23 protein-coding genes are annotated in these 25,286 nt (G+C 40.2%); 3 read left to right on the top strand and 20 right to left on the bottom strand.

The window, feature by feature from the left end:
* Positions 1-22: 22 nt before the first annotated feature.
* Both OK344_RS01080 and OK344_RS01075 read right to left on the bottom strand, forming a co-directional pair.
* Positions 23-1,093, bottom strand: coding sequence for a hypothetical protein (locus OK344_RS01080; protein WP_265143047.1), 1,071 nt, complete (start codon positions 1,091-1,093; stop codon positions 23-25).
* Positions 1,094-1,361: 268 nt separating this feature from the next.
* Positions 1,362-2,159: a helix-turn-helix domain-containing protein gene (locus tag OK344_RS01075; RefSeq protein ID WP_265143045.1), complete on the bottom strand. Its 798-nt coding sequence runs from the start codon at positions 2,157-2,159 to the stop codon at positions 1,362-1,364.
* Positions 2,160-2,408: 249 nt separating this feature from the next.
* Here OK344_RS01075 and OK344_RS01070 point away from each other — a divergent pair, with 249 nt between their 5' ends.
* The 3 genes from OK344_RS01070 to OK344_RS01060 all read left to right on the top strand — a co-directional run bounded on the left by OK344_RS01070 (position 2,409) and on the right by OK344_RS01060 (position 4,823).
* Positions 2,409-2,795 carry an HU family DNA-binding protein gene (locus OK344_RS01070; protein ID WP_265143044.1) on the top strand — a complete coding sequence of 129 codons (387 nt, stop codon included), beginning with the start codon at positions 2,409-2,411 and terminating at the stop codon, positions 2,793-2,795.
* A 764-nt stretch (positions 2,796-3,559) separates the two neighbouring features.
* A complete protein-coding gene (locus tag OK344_RS01065) occupies positions 3,560-4,003 on the top strand; it encodes an endonuclease domain-containing protein (protein WP_265143043.1) in 444 nt (147 codons plus the stop codon).
* 376 nt (positions 4,004-4,379) lie between these two features.
* Positions 4,380-4,823 (top strand): endonuclease domain-containing protein, encoded by a 444-nt coding sequence (locus tag OK344_RS01060; protein WP_265143042.1) that lies wholly within the window; start codon positions 4,380-4,382, stop codon positions 4,821-4,823.
* Between the two features lie 357 nt (positions 4,824-5,180).
* Here the strand turns inward: OK344_RS01060 and OK344_RS01055 are convergent, their stop codons facing one another.
* The 18 genes from OK344_RS01055 to OK344_RS00970 all read right to left on the bottom strand — a co-directional run bounded on the left by OK344_RS01055 (position 5,181) and on the right by OK344_RS00970 (position 25,144).
* The gene (locus OK344_RS01055; protein WP_265143041.1) at positions 5,181-6,395 is read right to left on the bottom strand and encodes a hypothetical protein; all 1,215 of its coding nucleotides are present in this window, start codon (positions 6,393-6,395) and stop codon (positions 5,181-5,183) included.
* Between the two features lie 24 nt (positions 6,396-6,419).
* Complete coding sequence (locus OK344_RS01050) at positions 6,420-7,475, bottom strand: glycosyltransferase family 4 protein (RefSeq protein ID WP_265143040.1); 1,056 nt, start codon at positions 7,473-7,475, stop codon at positions 6,420-6,422.
* 20 nt (positions 7,476-7,495) lie between these two features.
* Entirely contained in the window at positions 7,496-8,680 is a 1,185-nt protein-coding gene (locus OK344_RS01045; protein WP_265143039.1) for a glycosyltransferase family protein, read from the bottom strand.
* Positions 8,677-9,792: a glycosyltransferase family 4 protein gene (locus tag OK344_RS01040; protein WP_265143038.1), complete on the bottom strand. Its 1,116-nt coding sequence runs from the start codon at positions 9,790-9,792 to the stop codon at positions 8,677-8,679. The genes OK344_RS01045 and OK344_RS01040 overlap by 4 nt, the downstream gene beginning before the upstream one ends.
* A gap of 18 nt (positions 9,793-9,810) precedes the next feature.
* Entirely contained in the window at positions 9,811-10,881 is a 1,071-nt protein-coding gene (locus tag OK344_RS01035; RefSeq protein ID WP_265143037.1) for a glycosyltransferase, read from the bottom strand.
* On the bottom strand, positions 10,878-11,819 hold the full coding sequence (locus OK344_RS01030) for a glycosyltransferase family 2 protein (RefSeq protein ID WP_265143036.1): 942 nt from the start codon (positions 11,817-11,819) through the stop codon (positions 10,878-10,880). The genes OK344_RS01035 and OK344_RS01030 overlap by 4 nt, the downstream gene beginning before the upstream one ends.
* A 7-nt stretch (positions 11,820-11,826) precedes the next feature.
* The gene (locus OK344_RS01025) at positions 11,827-12,726 is read right to left on the bottom strand and encodes a glycosyltransferase family 2 protein (RefSeq protein WP_265143035.1); all 900 of its coding nucleotides are present in this window, start codon (positions 12,724-12,726) and stop codon (positions 11,827-11,829) included.
* On the bottom strand, positions 12,723-13,889 hold the full coding sequence (locus tag OK344_RS01020; protein WP_265143034.1) for a polysaccharide pyruvyl transferase family protein: 1,167 nt from the start codon (positions 13,887-13,889) through the stop codon (positions 12,723-12,725). Before OK344_RS01020 ends, OK344_RS01025 begins: the two co-directional genes overlap by 4 nt.
* A 310-nt stretch (positions 13,890-14,199) precedes the next feature.
* Positions 14,200-15,351, bottom strand: coding sequence for a polysaccharide pyruvyl transferase family protein (locus tag OK344_RS01015; protein ID WP_265143033.1), 1,152 nt, complete (start codon positions 15,349-15,351; stop codon positions 14,200-14,202).
* Positions 15,351-16,229, bottom strand: a complete 879-nt coding sequence (locus OK344_RS01010; RefSeq protein WP_265143032.1) for a glycosyltransferase — start codon at positions 16,227-16,229, stop codon at positions 15,351-15,353. Before OK344_RS01010 ends, OK344_RS01015 begins: the two co-directional genes overlap by 1 nt.
* On the bottom strand, positions 16,229-17,677 hold the full coding sequence (locus tag OK344_RS01005) for an oligosaccharide flippase family protein (RefSeq protein ID WP_265143031.1): 1,449 nt from the start codon (positions 17,675-17,677) through the stop codon (positions 16,229-16,231). The genes OK344_RS01010 and OK344_RS01005 overlap by 1 nt, the downstream gene beginning before the upstream one ends.
* Positions 17,678-17,710: 33 nt before the next feature.
* Positions 17,711-18,811, bottom strand: coding sequence for a DegT/DnrJ/EryC1/StrS family aminotransferase (locus OK344_RS01000; protein ID WP_265143030.1), 1,101 nt, complete (start codon positions 18,809-18,811; stop codon positions 17,711-17,713).
* Positions 18,808-19,293 carry an acyltransferase gene (locus OK344_RS00995; RefSeq protein ID WP_265143029.1) on the bottom strand — a complete coding sequence of 162 codons (486 nt, stop codon included), beginning with the start codon at positions 19,291-19,293 and terminating at the stop codon, positions 18,808-18,810. Before OK344_RS00995 ends, OK344_RS01000 begins: the two co-directional genes overlap by 4 nt.
* Positions 19,286-19,702 (bottom strand): sugar 3,4-ketoisomerase, encoded by a 417-nt coding sequence (locus tag OK344_RS00990; protein WP_265143028.1) that lies wholly within the window; start codon positions 19,700-19,702, stop codon positions 19,286-19,288. The genes OK344_RS00995 and OK344_RS00990 overlap by 8 nt, the downstream gene beginning before the upstream one ends.
* Complete coding sequence (locus OK344_RS00985; protein WP_265143027.1) at positions 19,692-20,093, bottom strand: sugar 3,4-ketoisomerase; 402 nt, start codon at positions 20,091-20,093, stop codon at positions 19,692-19,694. The genes OK344_RS00990 and OK344_RS00985 overlap by 11 nt, the downstream gene beginning before the upstream one ends.
* A 31-nt stretch (positions 20,094-20,124) precedes the next feature.
* Entirely contained in the window at positions 20,125-21,291 is a 1,167-nt protein-coding gene (locus tag OK344_RS00980; protein WP_265143026.1) for a nucleotide sugar dehydrogenase, read from the bottom strand.
* Between the two features lie 6 nt (positions 21,292-21,297).
* Entirely contained in the window at positions 21,298-22,671 is a 1,374-nt protein-coding gene (locus tag OK344_RS00975; RefSeq protein WP_265143025.1) for a nucleotide sugar dehydrogenase, read from the bottom strand.
* A 1,504-nt stretch (positions 22,672-24,175) separates the two neighbouring features.
* Complete coding sequence (locus tag OK344_RS00970) at positions 24,176-25,144, bottom strand: SDR family oxidoreductase (RefSeq protein ID WP_265143024.1); 969 nt, start codon at positions 25,142-25,144, stop codon at positions 24,176-24,178.
* Between the last annotated feature and the right edge of the window lie 142 nt (positions 25,145-25,286).

The raw sequence follows: 25,286 nt of genomic DNA, 5'->3' as shown, positions 1-25,286 counted from the left end.
CTCCAGAAAGAAGTCCGGGGGTTTATGTATTTGAATAATTTCTGGAAATGCTCATATAGAACACCTCCATAAAAAGCAGGTACAGAATCGGGACCGCCATGACCCGCGTCCTCATAATGATGCCGTAATTGGCGTAGGCGTAGACATACATGAGCGAAAAAATAAAAACTAAAACTACAGGCAGCACGAAAAGCATCCTGTTTTTTAGAACATGGAAATATTTTACCGCGTACACGGACACCCACACAGAAAGGAGAAGCAGGAACATGTTTTCAATACTGAGGACTGTATAGAGCACTCCCACTTTCTCAAAAGGCAGCGGCCTGAACCAGAAGGTAAAAATTTTATACGGCAGCTGATATTCGTCAAGCGGAATATAGCCATCGGTAGTTTTAAAATGCCGGATATGGGCTTCATACTTTTGCAGGACCCGCTGAAATCCGCCACTGAAATCCTGAAGCCGGGTCAATAGAAAAGCAAACAGGGCGGTGGCTCCGAAGAGACCTCCAAGTATTATTGCTTTGTATCGATTTGGCAACCGGAGCGTCCAGAGGAGACTCAGCACATAGCTCAATAAAAGAATGAAAGCGATATGCGGACGGATCAGGGCAATAAAAAACACAGAGCCTAACAGCAGGAAGCTGAAATATTTTTTCAGAGAAACTTCGCGGATAAAAAGAGCGATAGGAATGATGAGCACGGCCTCCTTCCCGATCAGGGAAGTCCAGAAATGAAAGTTGGGCAGCAGCATCAGAACCATTACCAACAACTGATGGCGGGGGCTTTCACAGGCGCGCTGCATCAGCGTTCGGTAAAGAAGTGCTATTCCCGAAAAACTCAGGAGACTGAAAATAAAAAACCCGCCCCAAAAGGGCATCCCAAAAAACTTGACGAGCGGAAAAGTAAGGAACCTTACCACATCAGTCCCGGGTTTTAGAAAATCAGTCCAGGAAGAAGATGCAAGATCCTGTCCCAAAAACCAATAGCGTTCCGCATCCCCGTGATGGGTAATGATATATTCATAGCCCACCCAGGCAAACGCCAGATGATAGGCCAACAGCAGAAAGGGAAAAATACGGTGGAGGATTTTCATTCGGGGATAAAAATAGGGTATTTTAATGAGATGGGGTATTTTATTAACGGATTGCTTCGTCGCTTCGCTCCTCGCAATGATCTTGGTGAACTTTCATCTGGCTCCTCGAAATGACTTGGAATAGTAACTCAGGTACGACTGTAATCTGGCTCCCCGCGATGACAAGGTCCCCAAACTCAGCGCGTTCTTTATTGCGAGCCGCCGAAGGCAGCGAAACAATCCTTTCAGCGCGACCCAGCCCACCTTATGCACCCCCGTCATTGCTGCATTACGGGTTTCCGAAGAAAAAATGCTCTTTCTGATAATAGTGACTTACCTCATCCAGCGCGTCAGCCTGCCGCAGCAGGATCTCAAACTGCCTCAACAGCTCCTCCCGAGAACTGTAGAGCAGTTTACTGAGCGGGGTGGTAAAAAATATAAGTTCTCCCAGTTGTGGGTTTCTTTTTTTCTGCTCTGCCACCCAGTCCAGAACAATACCGCCATCACCATAGGCGAAACTCCAGATTTCATCCATAATGCTGTCTAAATGCCGCACAATGTCCGGAGAATCAGGCGTGCGGAGCAAACGGTCATCATGCTCTTCTGCGCTTTCGCGCTGCTTTCGGAGTTTATTCGCATACCGTTTCAGCGGATCCATGAGCAGAAACTCCAGCTCAGCGGTGATCGACCTCAGAACGATATAAGCCTCATAAAACTTCAGCAGAAGATCTGCTTTCTCGCGGTCCGGATAGGCCTCCGCAACTTGCTGAACAAGGCGTTCCTCCAGAAGTTCATTATACCTGAGTCCGTACTGTTCATCATAAAAAGCCATGATCTTCTGCACTCTTTCTCCGATTTCCTGGACATTATCCAGTTTTTTCTTTTCAGGCACCGCCGTGTTAAAAAAAATGGATACATCAACGTCATACTGATCAATGAGTTTCTCAAGAACATCAAAGGAGGGTTTGGTATGTCCCGCTTCCAGCTGTGTAAGGGCACTGCGGCTGATTCCCAGCGATGCCGCAAACTCATTCTGGGTCATATCATGCTGTATGCGGATTTGCTTTATTTTTTCATTGGTTTCCATAGTAACTTAATCAATATGTATTTTTTTTAAAACAATTGTATTTAATTAAAAACAATTTATTATATTTGTAGTGACGTAAAGATAAACATATTTTATTTCAGTACAAAACAATAATAATAAAAATATACCCAATGACGTAAAAACTCATGAACCGACCACCATTCCAGGTTCAGCAACCAGCAAAGTCCGCCCAGCCAAATGGTAAAGCCAGGGCATTCAAAAATTGAATTTAATTTTAAAAATGTTATTATGATTAGTTTTAAAGCCGTCGAAAGACGCAACCCACAATTACCGGATGATCCTAAGAAGTTTTATCCGCTGGTGAAAAGCACCGGAACCATTGATGTAAGAACCATTTCCGAAGAGCTTTCGGATGCTTCTACGCTGAACAGCGTCGACATCCGTGCGGTACTTTTCGGGCTGGAGAAATCCCTGCTGAAGTATCTGCAGGACGGATACATTGTGAAATTCGGAGATTTGGGAACCTTTCGCCCTTCAGTGAGCGGAACAGGAGCCGATACCGCTGATGAGCTTACCGCGTCGAGTGTGACCAAGAAGCGCATTCTCTTTTCCCCTTCACCGCTTTTGAAACGTACGGTGGCTACGGCCCCGGTAAAAAAAGTTCAGGACGTGTAGCCCCACGACCTGAACAGATGGTTTTCAATAAGTCCCGGTTTTGCAGCCGGGGCTTTTTTGTGCCGTAAAGTTACCGATTTTTACCTTAATTCTGTACTGACGAAATTTTTTTTCGTACCTACGGACATATTTTACCGTACTTACACAATATTTTTTCCTCAGTACGCGCAAAGTTTTTTGTTCTTACGGATGTTTTTGACCGTAAAAAAGGTTGATTTTATGATGCAAAAAGGTTTTTTTTAAGGTGCGAATACGTAATTTCTTTGCCCAAAATCACATTTTTCCGGAGGCAAAAACTGAAATTTCCTGCCAGTTTTTACGTCAGTTTTGGCGCTAAATTAACCACTCTTTAAGTGTGCAGGAAATAACCACCCCGTCCGTGTGCAAAGCACACCGACACCCCTCCATGGGAGGGGAATATCCCGGTGTTTAATAAAGGATAGGATAAGATTGTACTGTGCAGCTATGCCGAAATATATCTTGTCAACACCGGAAGAAATAAAATTACAACGCGGAAGAACACCCGGACCCGGATCATTAGAAACCGCTTTAAAAAATGACATACTGAGTATTCCCCTCCTCCTGAATGATTCATCAATCTCCCTTTCCAGTTCCTCATTCACAAAAGAAAAACCGCGTATTCCCCTCCCTCGGAGGGGTGTCAACCGCGCCAGCGGATGACGGGGTGGTCATAGATGCAGTAAAAACAAGTCGGGTGATTTTACCACCATTCCACAATTTCCTATCTTTATTTTAAAAACACCGTGAAAATCCTCACCCACATCCGGGGTAATCCCATCCGAAAAAACAGAATTGAAAATCTGCCTTACAATAAAAAACTTAAATCATTGCTTTCGGATAAAAGGAAAGCCGGACTCCTCTGTGAAGTACTGTTCTGGAAACAGGTTCACCGCGGAAGATTCCACCAAATTGATTTTGACCGGCAGAAAATCATTGGAAACTATATTGTAGATTTTTATGTTAAAAGCTTAGGCCTGGCTATTGAAATTGATGGCTGGAGTCATGATTTTAAACAGGAATATGATATAAGGCGACAGCGTGATCTTGAAAGTTACGGTGTAAAAGTATTCCGGATTTCAAATGATGATATTAAGAAGAGTATGGAGATTGTGCTGAGAGATTTGGAGAACTTCATCATGGAGCATTATGGAGTAAGAGAACCGGATGAATTATCAGGAGCAGAATGAACCACCCCGCCCGTGTGCAAAGCACACGGACACCCCTCCAGGGGAGGGGAACATCCCGGTGTTTAATAAAGGATAGGATAAGATTGTACTGTGCAGCTATGCCGAAATCTATATGGTCAACACCGGAAGAAATAAAATTACAACGCGGAGAAACAACCGGACCCGGATCATTAGAAACTGCATAATTAGAAGAAAAACCGCGCATTCCCCTCCTCCTGAATGATTCCTCAATCTCCCTTTTCCAGTACCTCACTCACAAAAGAAAAACCGCGCATTCCCCTCCCCCGGAGGGGTGTCAGCCGCGAAAGCGGATGACGGGGTGGTCGCCCCGGCTGGTTATTTTCCATTATTTCTTATCTTTATTTAAAAGAAACACATGAAAATCCTCACCCACATCCGGGGTACTCCCATCCGAAAAAACAGAATTGAAAATCTGCCTTATCATGCAAAGCTGAAATCTCTACTTCCGGATAAAAGGAAAGCCCGGATTCTTTGTGAGGTACTCTTCTGGAAACAGGTTCACGGCGGCAGGTTCCACCAAATTGATTTTGACCGGCAGAAAATCATTGGAAATTATATTGTAGATTTTTATGTTAAAAGTTTAGGTCTGGCTATTGAAATTGATGGCTGGAGTCATGATTTCAAACAGGAATATGATAAGAAGCGACAAGCTGAACTGGAAAGTTATGGAGTAAAGGTGTTCAGAATTTCAAATCATGATATTAAGAACAATATGTTGATTGTCATAAGAGATCTGGAAAATTTCATCATCGAGCATTATGGGGTAAGAGAAGCGGATGAATTGTCAGGAGCAGAATGAACCACCCCGTCCGTGTGCAGACAATAACCACCCCGTCCGTGTGCGAGGCACACGGACACCCCTCCAGGGGAGGGGAATATCCCGGTGTTTAATAAAGGATAGGATAAGATTGTACTGTGCAGCTATGCCGAAATCTATATGGTCAACACCGGAAGAAATAAAATTACAACGCGGAGAAACAACCGGACCCGGATCATTAGAAACCACTTAAATAAGAAATACCGCACATTCTCCTCCCTGAAGTATTCCTGAATCTCCCTTTTCCAGTACCTCATGCACAAAAGAAAAACCGCGTATTCCCCTCCCCCGGAGGGGTGTCAGCCGCGCAAGGGGCTGACGGGGTGGTCTCCCCAGTGCTTATTCCTTTAGCAGTTGCTCCTTAGGCTTCGGCCTCTGCCTCAGCTGCTCCCGGTACGCCAGCAGCTGCTCCTTTGCCACCTGCTGCTGGTAAGAAAACACCCACATGAGGTAGATCAGCATTCCGGGCAGGAACATATTCCGCATGCGGATCATGATGCCGACATTTCCCAGAGACTGGGAAAAGGCAAAAGACCCGAAGATCAGGAAGAAGACCAGCCCTTTAATAACAAAGGGAGCCTTTCTGAAAGCGGTTATGGGCTTGGTGCGCATGGCTTTAATAAAGACAATGACGAAAATAAGATTCTCAATAGAGGCGATTAACCCGTTCAGGTTACGGACATCAAAGAAAAAAGGCCTGAACCAAAAGGTAAGCACTTTCAGCGGAAAAGGCATTCCGCTGACATCAATCCGGGAACCAGTTCCGCCCCGACTTAATACTGCAGCCTTGCCTTCCGCAAACTTATCAAATCCCTCCGCGGAAGCTTCCTCAATCTTGGCGAACTCCATCACGGACGGCAGGATTGCCAAACCAATTCCTATAAGGACGCCGGAAAAAAGTACCCGCTGAAACACCGAGACTTTACCTCCGAAGATATAGGCCAGACCAAACCCTGCCATCAGGAACAGCACGATATGCGGCCGAATGGCCATAGCCAGGAGGACGCTGATTACAAGGAGTGGGATGCGGGTGATGGGTTTAAGGATGCCATAGGCAAACATGCCGATGCAGAGAAACAAAGTGGTGTCCTTCCCCACCCCCGCACTCCAGAAATGCAGGTTCGGCAGAAAGAAGATGAGTGGAAAGAGCACATATCCATTGATCATTTTATTATAGGGAATGGTTTTCACCACGACCATATAAAAAAAGGTCAGCCCCATAAACCCAAACAGAGAATACAGCAGGGTATTGGAGAGGTAGGACATGTTCAGCACATTAGAGAACATGAAATTAAAGGCATACATAAACATCGTTCCCTCTCCATTGAACAGCCCTTCCTTAAAAGTATCGAAGGTATAGGCTTTCGGTACCCGCCAGTACCCGATGGCATCACCTTGAATAAAAAAACAGTAATAAGTACCAAGGAGCAGATGAAAGAAAAACAGTTTTTTTAGCATGCTTTGGTCACGGTCTGTCAGCTGGCTGCTGAACAGATTGATGAAGCCGAGACCCAATATAATAATTAGAGGAATGTAGATTAAATCCAATATCATAACTGCAAAAATAGTTTTTTATGCCTAATGGTTAAGGATTTCTTTCCATTTCGTGGAAGTCTGCTGAATGCAATAGCGTTCCTCGACTTTCTGTCGGGCGTTGCGTCCCATTTGGTGTCTTAATTCGGTATTGGATTTTAAGGTTTTAATGGCTTGTATCCACTCTTCATCCGCAGAAGCTAAAATCCCGGTTTCCCCCGGAACCGCAACTTCCCTGTTCATTCCTACATCCGATGCTACGCCCGGAATTCCACACGCGGCATACTGAATGAGTTTATAGGCGCATTTGCCCTTTTCCCATTTGGAATCCTGCAGTGGCATCAGGCCAATATCCATTTTCAGAATCTCAGCAACTTCTGTCTCTTCCGTCCACCGGATATATTTTACATTTTTTCCGAGATCCATATCCTCTGTGATTCCCACAATATGGAAACGGATATTCGGTTCTTGATTCTGCAAAGCTTTAATCCAGTCTTTGCAGGGTAAAAGATGTTTTTCAAAGGTTGTTTTCGTCCCAATCCATCCCACGATGCATGGATCAGTATCTGTAGTTTGTTTAACCGGATACCTGTCCAGATCGATGACGGTTGGAATAATTTCTATGTTTTTTGCTCCCGACCGGGCTGCATAGTCTGCCAGATATTGATTTCCTGCCACCACCGTTCCGCTGAAACGCATCACATAGGCAATTTTATTTCCGAGAAAATTTTTAATCATGGGATTTGCACTTTGGTCATAGTTATGAAAAATCGCATCATCATAATCTACAATGTATTGGATTCCCAACAGTTTTAACATCCACTCCGCCAAGGCTGGCAGAAAAGGAAAAATCTCTTTCTCGATAACTACTCTGTCATAACTGAATACTGAAAAAAGCACCCCTAACCTTTTTACATAAGACTTTAAAACAGCCCTGATATTTTTTTTTCCTGCATAAAAATCTTTCAGGTACGCATCGTCAAAGAAGGGTTTTACGGTCACCTGCATCCCCGCCTTTTCCAAATAAGGAAAATACTGATAGCTGCGCATTCTGCTGCTGCCCGCCAGTCTCGTGTATTTGGTTAGGTAAAGGATTTTCATTGATGGGTGATGGTTGGTGGTTAGTTTGTGATTGCTTTGATGTAGGATTCTGCTGCAGCTTCCAAAGAAAAATAATCCTGCGCTTTTTGAGCGATATTGTTTCTATTGGCAAATATAGCTTTTTCTACAAAATTTTTGATCTGCTCTGTCTGTGGTAACAAACCGATGGAATGATCGTAAAGGTAACATTCTTCAAAATTCTCCAAAATGTTCTCTGTGTCGCCAATACCTTTGCTGGCAATTACGGGCAGTCCGCAGAGCAGATACTCACCTAATTTTATGGGTGCCACCCCCTGCATACTGAAGGTGGGTTTTCTGAGTCCGAATGCTACATCACCGCCGTTGAGGTAAAACGACACCTTTTCCGAAGGCACCGATTTTAAGATAACGTGCGCTTTTAGCTCCGTTGGAATGTTTTGTTCCGCAAATTCTATATTTCCAGTTAGGATGAGGAACTTTGCCTCACGCTTTTCCGCGTATGCCTGGAATATTTGCAACATTTCATTCAGGCAGTATTGCGGTCCCAAAGATCCGGCATACACAAACAACAATTCGTCTTTTAAGCCCAATTCCTGCCTTACTTCTTCTCTTAAATGTGGCCGATAAGCAAATACATTCTTGTCCCTTCCGTTAAAAACCACAGAAAATTTTGATCGGTAGGATTCACCGATATGGGTGGTATGGATGTCTATTGCTTTCTGAGATCTGCTAATGACGGCATCCGCAGACTTCAGCATTTTCGTTTCTGCCGACTTCATCAGTTTATATTGAAAAGATTCTTTTTTTAGTCCTGCAAAATCAATGCGTTCTTCGATGGGTAAACCGTCGGCATCGAAAATGAGTTTAAAGCTTTTGTTTTTGATTTGATTCACGATCATCGCGGGGAAAGTACTCCTCGGCATTACCATGTGAATGTTATTTTCCCTGATGTATTTTTTGATTTTGGCTGAAGAGGTAAGCACCGTCAAAAGACTTCCTATGGAAACATTAGGTCTCCTAAGAACAGGCCAGGCCGTATAGGTGATTCCCATTTCATCTGCCGCTGCTTGGATATGCGCGATTTTTTGAGCATCCGCCCAGGTGAACTGTATCACGTGGAATTGATAATATCCCCGCTTAGCGATTTCCTGAAAAATGGGCATAAACAATCCTTCCATATAGGAAGTCTGCGGGCCGTCCCAGGTGATGAAGAGGAGGTTTTTCATATTCCTTTCTTTTTCAGCAACTCCAAATATAGTGCTTCTACTTCCTTCACATACCTTTCCTCGGTGTAATTCTGAATCGCTCTTTGGTAACCGGATTCTCCCATGTTGGCGGCGGCTTCAGGATGATGGTAGAAATAGTGTATTTTTTCTGCCAACATTGACGGGGTATTGGGCGGAACCAAAAAACCTGTTTCTCCATTCACGACTACATTCTGTAACCCTCCGACTTGGGTTGCCAATACCGGAAGATGATGCAGCATCCCTTCCGCAGCGACCAAACCAAAACCTTCTCTTTGTGATGCGATACAGAATATATTCATTAGTTTATAATAGGGCGCTGTATCAAAATGGTAGCCCGTAAAAATCACCTGTCCCTCAATACCCAGTTCCCGGGTTTTGTGTTTCAGCAATTGTTCATCTCTTCCCCCTCCAACAAGCAATAGTTTTAGACGAGGGAGACCCAATTGTTTTATTGCTTCTAAGATATCAGTAAATTTCTTAACCTCATTCTCTAACCGTCCCACAGTACCCACAATAAAATCATCTCCGGTAATAGCATATTGATTTTTTAAATTCTGAATTTCTATTTCTGAAACCTGTCTTGGAATTTGAACGCCATTATTTATGGTGATGACCTTTTGAGGAGATATTTTAGCAGTATTCCTTAAATAATCTGCGACATTGGGTGCAATGGCGATAAATCTGTCTGCTGTCCAGGAAAAAATCCGCAACAGAAAATCTGCTTTTGCACTTCTGTTTTGCGGATCTGATGTTTCTTCCAAAATCACCACAGGAACTCTTTTTATTAAACCATTGATGGCTGCCATCGTTACGCCTTCAAAGACTGCACCGTGGATGATATGCGGTTGGAACTCATCGATGATTTTTTGAATTTTCCGATGTTTCTCCCAATGAAAAGGTCCGTTAAAATCTCCGACTTCTATAATTTCTACTCCGTTTTCTTCAATCTGTTCAGCAATAGCACCACCTTTGAAAGTCCCTGCGAGTTTCATCTGAAAATTGCTTCCTTTGAAAGCTTTCGCCAAAGAAAGACGTCGGCGTTCTACGCCACCGCCAGTAATTGTGGACATGATATGTAATACTCTAATCATGGAATTATTTAATTTAAATTAATGGTATATAGACATTAATTGTTCGATATGATTATTTAAAGAATATTTTTCTATAATTGATTTTTGACCATTGCTACCGATTTTGGCCAGTACTTCTTTGGGGATATCTACAATTTTCAGCAGTTTTAAATACAGTTCTTCCTCATCATTAACAGAAGTCAAAAAACCATTTTTAGAATCCTCTATAATGTCTGCGGCTGCACCAACAGTCGTACTTAGAACTGGCGTACTACTGTACATAGCCTCTACCAAAGAATTTGAAAAGCCTTCGGAATTTGAATTGAGCACATATAGATCGGCATTACACAAATGAGGGTAAGGATCAGTGATAAATCCCAGAAAGTAAACGTGGTTCTGGAGTCTCATTTCTTCTACTTTTTTCTCTAATTCCTGTTGTAGAACACCTGAACCGGCAATTGTCAGTCTAATGTTTTTAGAAGTTGTAGCCCATAGTCTTGCTACCACATTGATTACCCCTTCTATATTTTTGACCTTTTCTAAACGGGAAATCATTACAATATTAAATATGGACTCCTCTTTTTGAACAATCAATTTGGAAAGGTCATATTGGAACAAACCGAAATTTGATACTACTTTTGCTTTGTCGGGATTAAGGTGATATGTTGAAACAAAATGATCAACAACTACTTTGGACTCTCCCACTGCAAAATCTGCATTATTAAAGATCAAACGAAATATCTTCTTTGCAACAGAAGACTGATTAGGAATACCAATTTCTTCAACGATAATCTTAGGTACTCCTGCTAATTTTCCGGCAAAAAACCCAAAAAAATTAGCTTCGGCACCAGAGGTATGTAAAACATCTGGCTTTTCTACTTTCAAAAATTTGTAAAATTTCCAAATAGTTCTAATAGAAGGTATTTTGTAATCAAACCCAAGTACTTGAGTTCGTTTTCCGTTTGCACGGATCTTTTTTTCTGCCTCGCCGCCTTTTCCAAGGGCAACAAAAACCCATTCATTCTCTTTATCTTTATAAGTTGAAAGATTGGCCATTTTAGTTTCTATTCCGCCGAAATCAAGCAGTGTAGTGAGGCGTAGAATTTTCATATATAAATTTTTATTAGAAAGAATTTCAGATACCAGCGTAATAATCTGCTAAGTTTTTTATTGGACATGATTTTTTCTCCAATACATAAAGGGAGATAATATGGAAGATGCAAAAAGAAATAATAATGTCTGTTGTTATTTAGATTTTCTTTTGCTTTTTGATGATGTTTCTTATTAAAAAAATAGGGGTATAAGTTAAAATAAACATATTTTGAAACAAAATGAGAGAACGCTTGGTTTTCATTTTGCCTTAACTCTTTTTTATAATATTCATTGATGGTGCCCACTAAAGAATTTGCTACTTCCCCTATAGAAGAAGTAGCCTGCTCGGAATCTTCATCAGAATAATACACTAAGGTGTTATTGATATAAAATGCTTTTCCACTACTTGCAACCACTCGTAGCCATACATCGATATCTTCCCCTCGTTTTAAATTAGAATTAAATCCGGGATTTTGTTCAAAAAAGTCTCTTGTTACGACAGTCGCTGATGTTAAAAAAAAAGTATTTCGAATTGCAATTTTAAAATAATTTTCAAACTTAAAATAATCTAAGGTGTTATTTTTTATTTCCAGTTCAGATTTATTTCTTGTATAATGTGATCCTATTATTTTTACATCAGTTTCATTATTGATTATTTCAGCATTACACGCTAAATAAAAAGGACTCCAATAATCATCCGCATCCAAAAAGGCAATATAATCATGGGTGGCTGCTGCAATTCCTGTATTTCTTGCTGCTGAAACTCCTTGGTTATCCTGTTGAATTAAATGGACTTTCCCCGAATATTTTTCTTCAATAAGCTGTGCAACATCATCTTGGGAACCATCATCTACCAAAATAATTTCAAAGTCTTGATAACTTTGCGCCAATACCGCACCAATACACCTTTCGATGTATTTTCTTTTTTTGTAATAGGGGATGATTACTGAGAACATAAAAAATTTAGATGATTTGTTGTGTCTTATACGATTCTCTTATTTTTTTTATTGAAGATTTTGAGAAAATTGGATAAGTAAATAATTCGTACGCACCGGAAAAATTCCTTTTAAAAACCTGTTGTCCTGCATAACGGTACAAAGTGCTTACTGCTTTATTATATTCAACATTAACATTCATCATAATCTCAACTTTCTTGATTGAAAGTTTCTTTTTCTCGAACTCAATACTCATTTTACCTGCTCTTTCTTCTCTTAGATGGTGTATAAAAGAATTAGGGACAATAACACATTCTTTTTTATGAAATCTTAACCTGGAAAGAAAATTCGAATCTTCGCCATAATGGAAAAAAGCGGATGAAAATAACCCTCCCATTTTCTTGACTGTTTCGATGCTGATTAGCCAAGCTGCGGCGTTTACAAAGCCAATAGAATAATATTCTTTTGGATTGCCTAAAGACATATCCGAAATGTAATTAGGACAAGAACCTGAGGTGATATATTCTTCAAACTTTTTGTCTAATTTATCACCATTGTCGTTTAAATGCAGAGGCGACACTACCCCAATTGCAGAATTACTCTCATGAATTTTGATAAGCTTTTCTATAGTATTGGGATAACTTATGGTATCCTGATTTAATAAGTAAACAAAATCGGCGTTGTTCTTTAAAGCCATTTCATAGCCAATATTATTTGCGCCTGAAAACCCTAAATTATCATGCTGAGGCAAAATTTTAATATCTGGAAAATTCTCTTTTATATATTCCACAGTTCCATCTGTAGAATTATTATCAATAACAACTATTTCTAATTGAATATGATCTTCTTTAATCGTTGCGATACATTTATCAATCCACCTCATTGCATTATAAGTAACAATAATGCAGTAAACTTTATAATAACTCATGTGAAAAATATGGTATTTAAGTTTTTATAAATAAGATCTTTCTGCTTTTGAGTGTTAATTTTTTCCTTTTCTGCATCGTAATTCAGAAAGCTCTTTTCTATTTTTGAAGTATCGGAAAAATGCCCCTGTATATCTTCTGGGTTATCAAACCATGTATCTACATAGATTTTAAGTTTGCCAATTTTCTCAGGAAAAATAAAAAAGGGGACATTAAAACTTTGAGCGGTAACAACACCATGCAAGGAAGTCCCAATATACATCTTAGTATTCTTTAGAAGATACATTGTTTCATACAAATTTTTAGGTTGATAATAATGCATGTTGGGAAACTTTGCTTTTATATATTGTAAAACAATATCGTCGCCATGATCCAAAGCCAATCCAATAGGACAAAGTATAATTTCCAACGAGAACTTATTTGCAAAAGTTTGAATTTTATTCATAAAATCAGCTATATTTTCAGGCCCTTTCTTATCTCCAATTTGAAAAAAAACATAGTTTTTACACGCTAGTTTTTTACATGAATCTGTAACAAACTCTTCTAATTCATATATAATTAAATCGGACATAATTAATGCAGAGTCCGGCACTAATGAATATTCAATATTGAAATCCTTGAAAATCTCTGCAGAGTTATTATCCCTAACACTCAAATGCTTAATGTTCCTGAAATAGGTTTGATAAATATTTCTATTGGTCAATAATTTTTTAGATCCTTGTGCTCCTATTGAATTATAATAAATATGATCTTTGGAAAATATACTTCCATCAACAATAAATGGGCGACTTTGTCCTGCCTTGTAGAGCATATACTTTTCCAACAATCCTATTTTATTGATCAAATATCTAAAGTATTTATTATGATGCAATTTGTTCCAAAATTCACTTACAAATCGCAAGATATTTAGCCATCCTCCTCCGATTACTTCGCCACCCGCAATAATAATTTTATTATTTTGATCGTTTTTATAATTTGCCGCCAGATCAATTGAAGACAAAGTTGGTAATGCTCCAAAGTAACTTAAATCAGAAGCTATAACGCCATAATTATATATTGAAAATGTAATGTTTTTCGATTCCAAATACTTTTTGATAATTATTGGAAATAATAAATCTCCGTAATTATTTCGATCTCCTGCTGATAGTACATAAATATTCATCATGATTTTTATAATAATTAACTTTTTTTTTGATCAGTTTTGCCGCTACTCTAGCCGCTAAAAATTTTGCAAGAACATCTTTGGTCATCAAAGACCCTTAGTACGATTGCCCAGCCATCTACTATTTGCACTCATCCGGGTATCCTTTTTGCCGATTCATACGTAATTTCTAATAAACATCGACTGAGTTAGTTCTCTATCATATTATCTTTTGTAAAATCACCTATCAAAATAATTTTAATGTCCCTAGTTTTACACCATTACCGCATCACTCTATCAACGTATTATATTTTATTTTTGTAGGCGGGGATAATTACTGAGAACGTTGGTTACATGAATTAATTATTTTATCCAATTCTACAAAATGATTTTGAGATTTTGTTACTATAGAATTATCAACGAAAAACTTCTTCGGAATAACTTTACTAACATCAACATTTTTTGCAATATCTTGGATATTAATATAATTACCTGTATAACCTATATCATCTAATACATTCAACATTTTTTTGCTATAAATAAATGGCACAATTTTCTGTTCGCCTAACAGACTTAATATTGTCGCGTGAAAACGCGTAGTATACATTATTTCAACGCTTAAATAGGTCCGGAGAAAATCATCGATATTACCTTCATAAAAAACTTTATTGACCGATTTTTGGTACGGTAAACTAAGTTTTTGAGAAATTCTTTCTATAGCTCTTGTATCGCCTTCGTAAGTACAAAATGAGAAAAGATTTATGGTATAACCAAGTTCAATATATTTTAAAATTAATCCTAAACAATAATCTTCATAAACTTGTAAATACATTTTTAAATCAGGACGATAAAATAAGTCTATAATAGAAAAACCGATAGTTTTTGGTATTTTCTCCACCTTTGGAATTTTATATCCAAATATAATATCGGGAGCCATTCTGGTATTTGGTAAATCATCAAAAAGAGATACTGAATAAGAATCTCTAAAACAAACATCTGAATATTTGCCAAGCAAATTTCTGTAGAATTCGCGGAATTCTATAGATTTGTACGGTCCAAAATTAGTTCCAAGAATAAAAGTTGGTTTATTTGAGAAAATTCGCTGGAGAAGATCTAATGTATTCAATTGAGGGATGATTTCATTTTTCCCTTCCATAAAAATAGAACCTCCAATTACCACCAATATATCGTTTTCATTTTTGGTTCTATTTAGAAATTTCTCTGTATAACCAGTGATTAATTTAATCCAAAGTGGTCTATTTAACTTTACAAATATTTTCTTTATAAATTTATTTTCAAATAAGCTTTTTCGCCGAGCAATTGTCTTGACATTATGATTAGGGAATATATTATTATAACTACTATTCTGAGATAATAAACAAAAGTGGATCTCGGGATACCTTTCGAAAAGCATCTTGAGAAATAAATCATCACCTAAATTCTTATGGGTATATGCTTTTACAAGAATTCTTTTCTTATTTACCATTATTGAAATTTATATTTGATTTTTATTAACCTTCGTTTAATAATTTTTATATATTTATTTAGATCAGAATATATAATTATTCTCCTTTTGTGTTCATATTCAAATCTCGCTAATAGTCTTAGCAGAAATTCGTCTGAAATAAGGGAATTGTCATAAAGTGTAATTGCATCCTTTATGTATTGGGAAACAATTCTTATGTTTGACATTTTTTTTAGATTCGCTTCTGTGGAAACATTTTCGGAATGTCTTCTGTATAAAATAGGTGATTTGTTTAACCTGCAATGCTTTCCAAGCAAAAGCGACCGTACCACCAATACAGAATCTTCTGTAGGACATTGGTGTGAAATGGGAAAAAAATAAGATAATAATTCCTTTCGTATCATACGACCAGGAGCAAAAGATGGGACTGCTTCTAATGCCAAGTAGTTTTCTAAACCGCTTAGTTTTTGATCATATTCCAAATCGGTCGCTCTTCTTGAAATCACTCCATTTTCATCGATGATATCTGCATTCACATCGACCATCATGATCTGGTTATCTTTCTCAAATACGGCTAAAACTTCTGCAAAGTAATCGTCCTTGATTGCATCATCACCTCCTAATGTAACCAAAAAATCTCCCGTTGCTAATTCCCCAAAAGTCTTATTGAAATTACCGGCTAAACCTAAATTGATTTCATTTCTGTTGAGAATAATATGATGGGACGATTGCGCATGAGCAACAATATCCTGCACAATTTGGTAGGTATTATCTTTTGAACAGTCGTCAGAAACAATAATTTCTAAATTGTCATATTTTAATGCAAGAACACTATGCAAACATTTTGCAATGAATTTTTCGTGATTAAAGGTCAGAATACCTATTGTAATTTTATTCATTACGATTTCCTAATTTTATTTTTTAAACCTTTTATCATATCTGTCTTTTTATTTAACTGATAAAATGAAAAAGCAGAAACCATAATCACCATGGTACCACCCAGCAAATATGCCGGTAATTCCTTAAGGTTTTGTACGATGCTAAAGCATAATATTCCGATAGCGAGAAATAATACAAATTGCTTAGCCACTCCCTGTTCTAAATTGAATCCATATTTTATTTTGGTAAAGAAATAGATTTGTAGAAAATAAATAAAGTAGCCGACTAAAAAACTAATTCCCAACCCTTTTAATCCAAAGAAATAGTACCCCAAAATATTAAAAATCAGCAAATAGATATTTGCTGTCAGTTCGTTCCAAAAATAATGTTTTGAATGCCCTTTTGCCGCTACCAAGACACCAATTGCCCAACCTAAAGTTTTAAAAAAAATTGCCAGTATTCCCCACTGTATCATTTCTACAATTGCTAAAAATTTAGAAGAATAAATAAGAATAATAATCCAATTCACAAAGATTAAAAAGGCACATATCAGGGGTGAAACGATATACAGAGCAACTTCTATCTGCTGGTTCATCATAGTATTGAATTTTGTATTATCTTGCTGGACCGCTGCCAAGCGTGGATAATAATCAGTAATCATAGCGGAGAACACCATTCCCACATACGTATTAATAATGGCGAAACCTGCAGTATATAAGCCCACATCTTCCAAACTTCCTGAGTGTGAAATAAAAATACGAATCAAATACGAGGCGCCCGTGGAAATTAACCCATTCAGACCCAGCACTATTCCTAACTTAATCATTCCATTCCCTTTTTGGAAAGCTTGTTTAAAAGTTAAAGGCTGTGTTCTTATATTAATTCTCTTTGCGAAATAATGCTGGATAAAAAAAACTGAAACAGAAGAAACAAGAATGGCAGGAACGATTCCTTTTATCCCATATAAATAATACAATGGAATGCTGGTGATTAATCCAATAACAGCGGAATAAATCCCTGCTTTAGCGAGCCAAGTTATTTTTCGTAACCCTTGTAATAACACACTTTGCCCTACCGTAAGTTGCCCAATAAGTAATGTAGAAGACAAGAAAACAAAACTAAAGGTATAATCATAATTTCCAAAAGTTAGTAAACTTAATAAGGGCGAGAGTACAAGAGTCGCTATCAAACCGATGCCACCGGTAAGCCAGACCAGTTTTCTGAAAACCGATACAGTTTCGCTAATTTTATCTTCGTCATTAGTAGCATTGGCGGCAGAAACATCACGAACAGCACTTCTGGCCAATCCTAAATTGGTAATCGAAGACATTAAACCCAATGTAGTAGTAAACAAGCCGGCAATTCCCATCCCCGCAGGACCTAATAAAATTGCCACCAATTTTGAACGAATGATTGTTATCAAAATGTTGAATACCTGCACTCCTCCAAAAATGGAGGTCGCTTTCATAATTTGGCGGTATGAGGATTGGTTTTCGGACACTTAATAATTGTTTAGCGCATCGATGACAACACCAACCTCTTCATCGGTCATCACCGGCGAAATGGGCAAACTCAGCACCTCTGCATGGATTTTTTCCGTAATCGGGAATGATAAATCATTCCAATCTTTGTAGGCCTCCTGCTGATGCGGTGGAATCGGATAATGAATTAACGTTTGTACTGCATTTTCGGTTAAATATTTCTGCAGACTTTCTCTTTCCGTTGTTCTGATGACAAATAAATGCCAAACATGCTCATTTTCATCGGCAAGATTTTCAGGAAGGATGAATTTCGGATTGTTTATTTCAGCTAAATAACGATGGGCAATTTCTCTTCTTCTTTGATTCTCGGCATCAATGTATTTCAGTTTTACATCTAAAACTGCCGCCTGTATTTCGTCCAAACGGGAATTCAAGCCTTGGTAAATATTAACATATTTTTGATTGGAACCGTAATTGGCCAGCGCACGTATGGTTTTTGCAAGTTCCTCGTCATTCGTGGTAATTCCTCCCGCATCGCCAAGGGCACCCAAATTTTTCCCGGGATAAAAACTGAAACCGGCTGCGCCACCCAAATTTCCGGTTTTCACGCCAGTCCATTCCGCACCGATGGCCTGGGCATTGTCTTCTATAATTTTCAGCTGATGTTTTTGAGCCAGTGCCCTCAGGTCTTCTGAAAAGACAACCCTTCCGTACAGATGCACAATCATCAGTCCTTTGGTGCGGGAAGTCATTTTTTCTTCAATTTTTGAAAGATCAATATTGTAGGTGCTGATATCAGGTTCTACCAAAACAGGTACCAGTCCGTTATCGGAAATCGCCAGAATAGAAGCGATATAAGTGTTTGCCGGAACGATGATTTCATCCCCTTTCTGCATCACCCCCATTTCAATATAAGCTCTTAAAATAAGACGCAACGCATCCAACCCGTTGGCCACACCAATGGCATGCTGGGATCCTATATATTTCGCTAAATTATCTTCGAAAGATTTTACTTCGTTGCCCAGAAGATACCAGCCTGAACGGAAAGTCTGTAAGAGTTTTTCTTCAATTTCCTGCTGATGGGCAAGATTGATTTTCTGTAAGTCTAAGAATTTAATCATTGGTAAGTTATATTTCCTTTTTCATCTATGGTTCCTCTCTGTTTTGCCGGGTTGCCAAACCAAACCGTGTTGGCAGGCACCTCCTTGGTTACCACACTGCCTGCACCGATCAGTGCAAATTCACCGATTGTATTTCCGGCGACAATGGTGGCATTGGCTCCGATGGAAGCGCCTTTTTTAACCAAAGTTTTTGCAAAGGCTTCAGGATACTGTTTCGATCTCGGCACCAGATCATTCGTGAACGTCACATTAGGACCAATAAAGACGTTATCTTCTAAAGTCACCCCATCCCAAATCTGAACACCGGGTTTGATGGTGACATTATCTCCAATTTTCACATCATTTTCTATGAATACCTGACAGTTAATATTGCAATGATCACCAATGACTGCGTCTTTTAAAATAACGCAGAACTGCCATACGGAGGTATTGTCGCCGATATTCAGCGTCTGAACATCTGCAAGGGGATGGATTTTAGCCATTTCTGAAATTTAAAAATTCCTGGTAATTTCTTAGATAATCACTTTCATTATAAGCTTGTGAAGCTAAGACAAGGCAGATCGCTCCCGAAGAAAAATTAATTTCAGAAGCCCACACCCCGGGTGGAATATGCAGTCCTATATTGGGACGGTTCAGGAAGACTTGTCTTTGGTAAATGCCATCATCCAGACTCACTTCAAAACTGCCACTTGCTGCGATGAGGAACTGATGACATTCTTTGTGGGCATGTGCGCCTCTGCTCTCACCTCCTGCAATATCGTATAAGTAAAAAACCCTCTTCACATCAAAAGGAAAAGCGGAATTATTTTCTACTACTGTGAGATTTCCTTCGGCAAAATTGACTTTCCCGAGATCAATAACCGAACAGTCAAATACTGATTTATTGTCCATTTCTAAACTGTTTAAATTCTTCAAAATCCCTGATATAGTCTTGATCATCAAAATGCCTGTCAGAAACAATAAGCGCTAAAGCATTCGTAGAAAAGTTCTCGAGTTTTCTCCAGTACATTTTGGGAACGTATAAGCCGTAATACGAACGGTTTAACGGGAATTTTATTTCCTGGGTTCCATCATGAAGCACAATATCAAAACTTCCAGACAATGCTACAATAAATTCCTGCTGTTCTTTGAAAGCATGACTTCCACGCGTTTCACCGCCGGGTACATCATAAATCCAGTAGGTTCTTGCAATCTCAAAAGGAAGCTGTTTCGGGCTTTCAAAGAAAGAAAGATTCCCGCGGGGATCTACTATTTTGGGGAGTTGTATAATCTGAGGAATCATATCTATTTTTTTAATCCATTAAAATCGTGCATCAATCATTCCCAAACAAATCTCTTGTATAGACTTTCTCTTCCACATCGGCGAGTTCGGGGGCTTTGCGGTTGGAGATGATGACATCGCATTCCTGTTTAAAACTTTCCAAATCTTTGGTGACGCGGGAACCGAAGAAGGTTTCTTCTTTCATTACGGGTTCGTACACCACCACTTCCACGCCTTTGGCTTTGATGCGCTTCATCACGCCCTGGATCGCTGAAGCCCGGAAATTGTCGGAACCGGATTTCATAATTAAGCGGTACACGCCCACTTTCCTGGGATTTCTCGCAAGCACCGAATCCGCGATAAAATCTTTTCTGGTTCGGTTGGCATCCACAATGGCCTGAATGATATTGTTCGGCACGCTGTCGTAATTCGCCAAAAGCTGCTTGGTATCTTTCGGAAGGCAATAACCACCATAACCAAAAGACGGGTTGTTGTAATGAGAACCAATGCGGGGATCCAAACCTACGCCTTCGATAATCTGGCGGCTGTCGAGCTGATGCGTCTGCGCATAACTGTCGAGTTCGTTGAAATACGCCACCCTTAATGCAAGATAGGTATTGGAAAAGAGTTTAATCGCTTCGGCTTCTGTGGAATGGGTGAATAACACCGGAATGTCTTTTTTGATCGCGCCTTCTTTAAGGAGTTCGGCAAAAACCTCTGCTCTTTGGCTTTGTTCGCCAATAATGATTCTTGAGGGATATAAATTATCATACAACGCCTTACCTTCCCGCAAGAATTCCGGTGAAAAGATGATATTCTGAAAATCCAGTTTCTTTTTTAAATCTTCAGTAAAACCCACCGGTACCGTGGATTTGATGATGACCACCGCTTGCGGTCGGTATATTTTAACGTCAGCAATCACCGTTTCCACGCTGCTGGTGTTGAAGTAATTGGTTTTCGGATCGTAATCGGTCGGAGTCGCCACGATCACATAATCGGCGTTCTGGTACGCTTCCTGCTGATCGGTTGTGGCTTTGAACTGTAAAGCTTTATTTTGAAGAAAATCACTGATTTCGTGATCCTCAATGGGCGACACCTGTGCATTGAGCATCGCCACTTTTTCAGGAACAATGTCCAACGCCACCACTTCATGGTGCTGCGCCAGTAAAAGCGCATTGGAAAGCCCTACGTAACCGGTACCGACAACTGTGATTTTCATAACTTCTTATAATGTGTTTTCTGCTCCTTCCAAAACGCCCTTAACATCATACACCACCGCTTTTTCTTTAAGGCTGAGGTTGAGGTTGAGGTTGAGGAATTCGTTGTGTGCTACTCCGAGGACTACTGCATCGTATTTCTCGATGGATGCTGAGGTGCTTTCCAGCTGCGCGGCGGAAAGAGATTCCTCGCTGCGCCCGGAATGACAGGGTAAAGTATTATAACAGGTCAATCCGTACTCATGTTTTACTTCTTCCGGTTTTGCCCAGGGGTCGTAAATGGTGACCTTCATGCCGTAGTCTTTCAATGCGGCTACAACATCTACAATCTTGGTATTGCGGACATCCGGACAGTTTTCTTTAAACGTGATTCCCAGCATCAGCACTTCGGCACCGTTCACCGCAATGTCTTTTTTGATCATGGCTTTTACGACCTGAGAGGCGACATAGGCGCCCATGGAATCATTCATGCGTCTTCCTGCCAGGATAATCTCGGGATGATAGCCAAACTCCTGCGCTTTCTGCGCCAGATAATAGGGATCCACGCCAATGCAGTGTCCACCCACAAGGCCGGGTTTAAAAGGAAGGAAATTCCATTTGGTGCCGGCTGCTTCCAGCACATCATGGGTATTGATGTCCATAAGGTTGAAGATCTTCGCCAGTTCATTCACAAACGCGATATTGATGTCGCGCTGGGAGTTTTCAATAACCTTAGCTGCTTCCGCCACTTTAATCGTCGGTGCGAGATGGGTTCCTGCGGTGATGACCGATTTATACAGATCATCAACGGCTTTTCCAATCTCCGGCGTAGAGCCTGAGGTCACTTTTAATATTTTTTCTACGGTATGCTCTTTATCGCCAGGATTGATCCGTTCCGGAGAATACCCCGCAAAGAAATCTTCATTATATGTAAGTCCTGAAACTTTTTCGAGCACCGGAATACACTCCTCCTCAGTAGCACCCGGATACACCGTAGATTCATAAATCACAACATCTCCTTTCTTCAGGACTTTCCCAACAGTCTCGCTGGCTTTATAAAGTGGCGTAAGATCGGGTTTATTGTTCTTGTCCACCGGCGTTGGGACGGTAATGATGTAGGTGTTGGCGTCTGCGATATCAGAAAGTTCGTGGGTGCAGTACAGTCCGGGATGCGGGATGCGGGATGCGGGATGCTGGGAGCCGGAAGCCATCGGGTTCTCCGAAACAAGTACCGATTTGAGCAGATTTTCTTCCACCTCGAGGGTGAAATCATTTCCGGCATTGAGTTCCGCAATCCGCTGTTGGTTGATATCGAACCCTACAACTGGGTATTTCGTAGCGAAAAGTCGGGCCAAAGGAAGCCCTACATAGCCAAGGCCGATGATGGCGATTTGATGTGTCATATAAATACTTTAAAAGAACGGTATTAAACAATAAAATATTGGTTTAAAAGTATTTACAATAAAATACTTCCGGTACTTTTCTGTTTTTTGAAGCGACAAAGGTAAGTATTTATTTGCAAATGTTGCGGTGTTGTGAAGGGAAGTTAACATAATTATTGGGGCGGGGTGTGATGGAGTGGTTGAATGATCTGGTGGATTAGCGGCCTCTATAATAAAAATTTTCTGAGCCTTATCTCGCCGGCGGCAGTCAATCGTCTGTTTGCTGAAACCACATTGTAAAAAATATCTTTTGCCATTCCGTAGGGGCTTCACCGCGCCGGAGGTGAAATGGTGCAATAATACTGTTCTTTTTTTCTTGATAAAAAAAGAACGAAAAAAATCAAGACTGGATCTTTATGCTAAAAAATCAAGATTTCTTCTAAGAAAATCCCCAAAACTCGGGCGGATACGCCACTGGGATGTTCAAGGAAAAGTTTTGCCGCCACTCAAACAGTGGGGATTTTTAGGCAGTTATTATTAAGAAGAGCGGTACACGAAGAAATCTCGATTTTTCTTTACGCATAAAGCTCCTAAGTCGGTGGCTGAGTTGAAAGATAAATTTATTAAAAATAGATTTTTCTTGAGTCTAAAATTCGTTAAATGGTTTGGTTAGGTTACTCTACACGCAAAATCACTGTTTTTTTTTCTTTTTGTCTTGACCCAACTGCGAAGCATATCACGAATACCAAGAAAAATAAATAAGAGGATGAGTAAAAAAGAACGAAAAAATGACTCCTCTTCTCTATTTATTTTATTTGAATCGTCGAAACTTCGTTTTCAATACTGGATCTTTTTGCCTCATTGTGTTTATATTTTTAATGGAATCGGCGATCCGCCTATGGCGGATTGCTAAAAAAGTTGAATTTCTTCTAAGAAATTAACTCCCTGCGTTCGTTTAACCACTCCGGTAGATTTCCCCAAAATTGACTCCCGCTGGTCGTCGAACCGCAAGCGGTTTGACTCCCTGCCATCGTTGAAGCACAAGCGGTTTAACTCCCTTCGGTCGTTGAACCACAAGCGGTTTAACTCCCTTCGGTCGTTGAACCACAAGCGGTTTAACTCCCTTCGGTCGTTGAACCACTTCGTTAGGTTTCGGGCGGGTAGGACGATTATCGCTTTTAAAGAAATGTACTTCCGCCACTCGAACAATGGGGATTTTTATGTCTGATTATTGAAAAAGCAGTTACGGAAGAAATTCAACTTTTTCTTAACGCAAATAACTCCTAGGTCAATTGTTTGTAGAATTTCAGGGAAGTAAATTTCTTCTGAATTGCAACAAATCTTTAACAAGAGTGTTTGTCACCCCCGTAGGAAACCTAGCGCAGCGGTTCGACGAAGTCAATCTCACCGAGCCGAAGGCGTGACGGTGCAGTCACCCAACTTCCAGCATCCAGCTTCCAGCTTCCAGCCTCCCTCACTAACCCACTAACCCACTACACCACTACACCACTAACCCACTCCTCCACTACCTCAGATTCTCCCAATACCACGTCACCGCCTCTTTCAATCCGGCTTGTATGTTGTGCGTAGGTTCGTAACCTAAGAGTCTTTTCGCCTTTTCTACGGAGGCCAGCGAATGCGGGATATCCCCTGCGCGCTCCGGACCGTAAATGGTTTCCACTTTCAAAATTTCCGGATCGAAATTGCCGAGATATTCTTTGAGATAGGCGACCAATGTATTCAGCGTGGTGCGGTCGCCCACTGCCGTATTATAAACGGTGTTCACCGCCGCCGGGTTCTCGGAAAGCATCGCCTTCTCATTCATCTGGATGACATTGTCGATATACGTAAAATCACGGGAATAATCCCCTGTACCGTTGATGACCGGACTGTCATGGTTCATGAGCTGAATGACAAATTTAGGAATCACCGCGGCATAGGCTCCGTTCGGGTTTTGCTTCCTCCCAAAGACATTGAAATAGCGCAGACCGATACACTCCATACCGTAAGTTTTTGAAAACACATCAGCGTAAAGTTCATTCACATACTTGGTGATGGCATAGGGTGACAAGGGTCTGCCGATCACCTCCTCCACTTTGGGCAGGGAAGCGGAATCTCCGTAGGTCGAAGAACTGGCGGCATAGATAAAGCGTTTCACTTTCGCGTCGCGCGCAGCCACGAGCATATTCAGGAAACCGCTTACATTCACGTCATTACTTGTAACAGGATCATTGATGGACCTGGGAACCGAACCCAGCGCGGCCTGATGCAGCACATAATCCTGACCTTCGCAGGCTTTGGCGCAGGTTTGCGGATTACGGATGTCGCCTTCGATCAAGGTAAACTGCGGATGCTCCAGCAGATGCTCGATATTATGCATAAAGCCGGTTGCGAAATTATCGAGACAGGTGACCTGATCGCCTTTTTCGATGAAATATTCGCAGAGATTCGAGCCGATGAATCCGGCACCGCCGGTAATGAGTATTTTTTTCATAGTATAATGGTGAACAGAATGCCCCGTTCCAATAATGTTAACAGGCCGCAAATTTACAAAATACAGACCAGTATGGGTGAGGTTTGTGGTAATTGTGTGAAGGAGAGGAGAGATTTTTGATTTGAGATTTTTGATGCTGGAA

The sequence above is a fragment of the Kaistella yananensis genome, assembly GCF_026107505.2.
Lineage (GTDB): Bacteria > Bacteroidota > Bacteroidia > Flavobacteriales > Weeksellaceae > Kaistella > Kaistella yananensis.
This window is presented reverse-complemented; position numbering and strand designations above follow the sequence as displayed.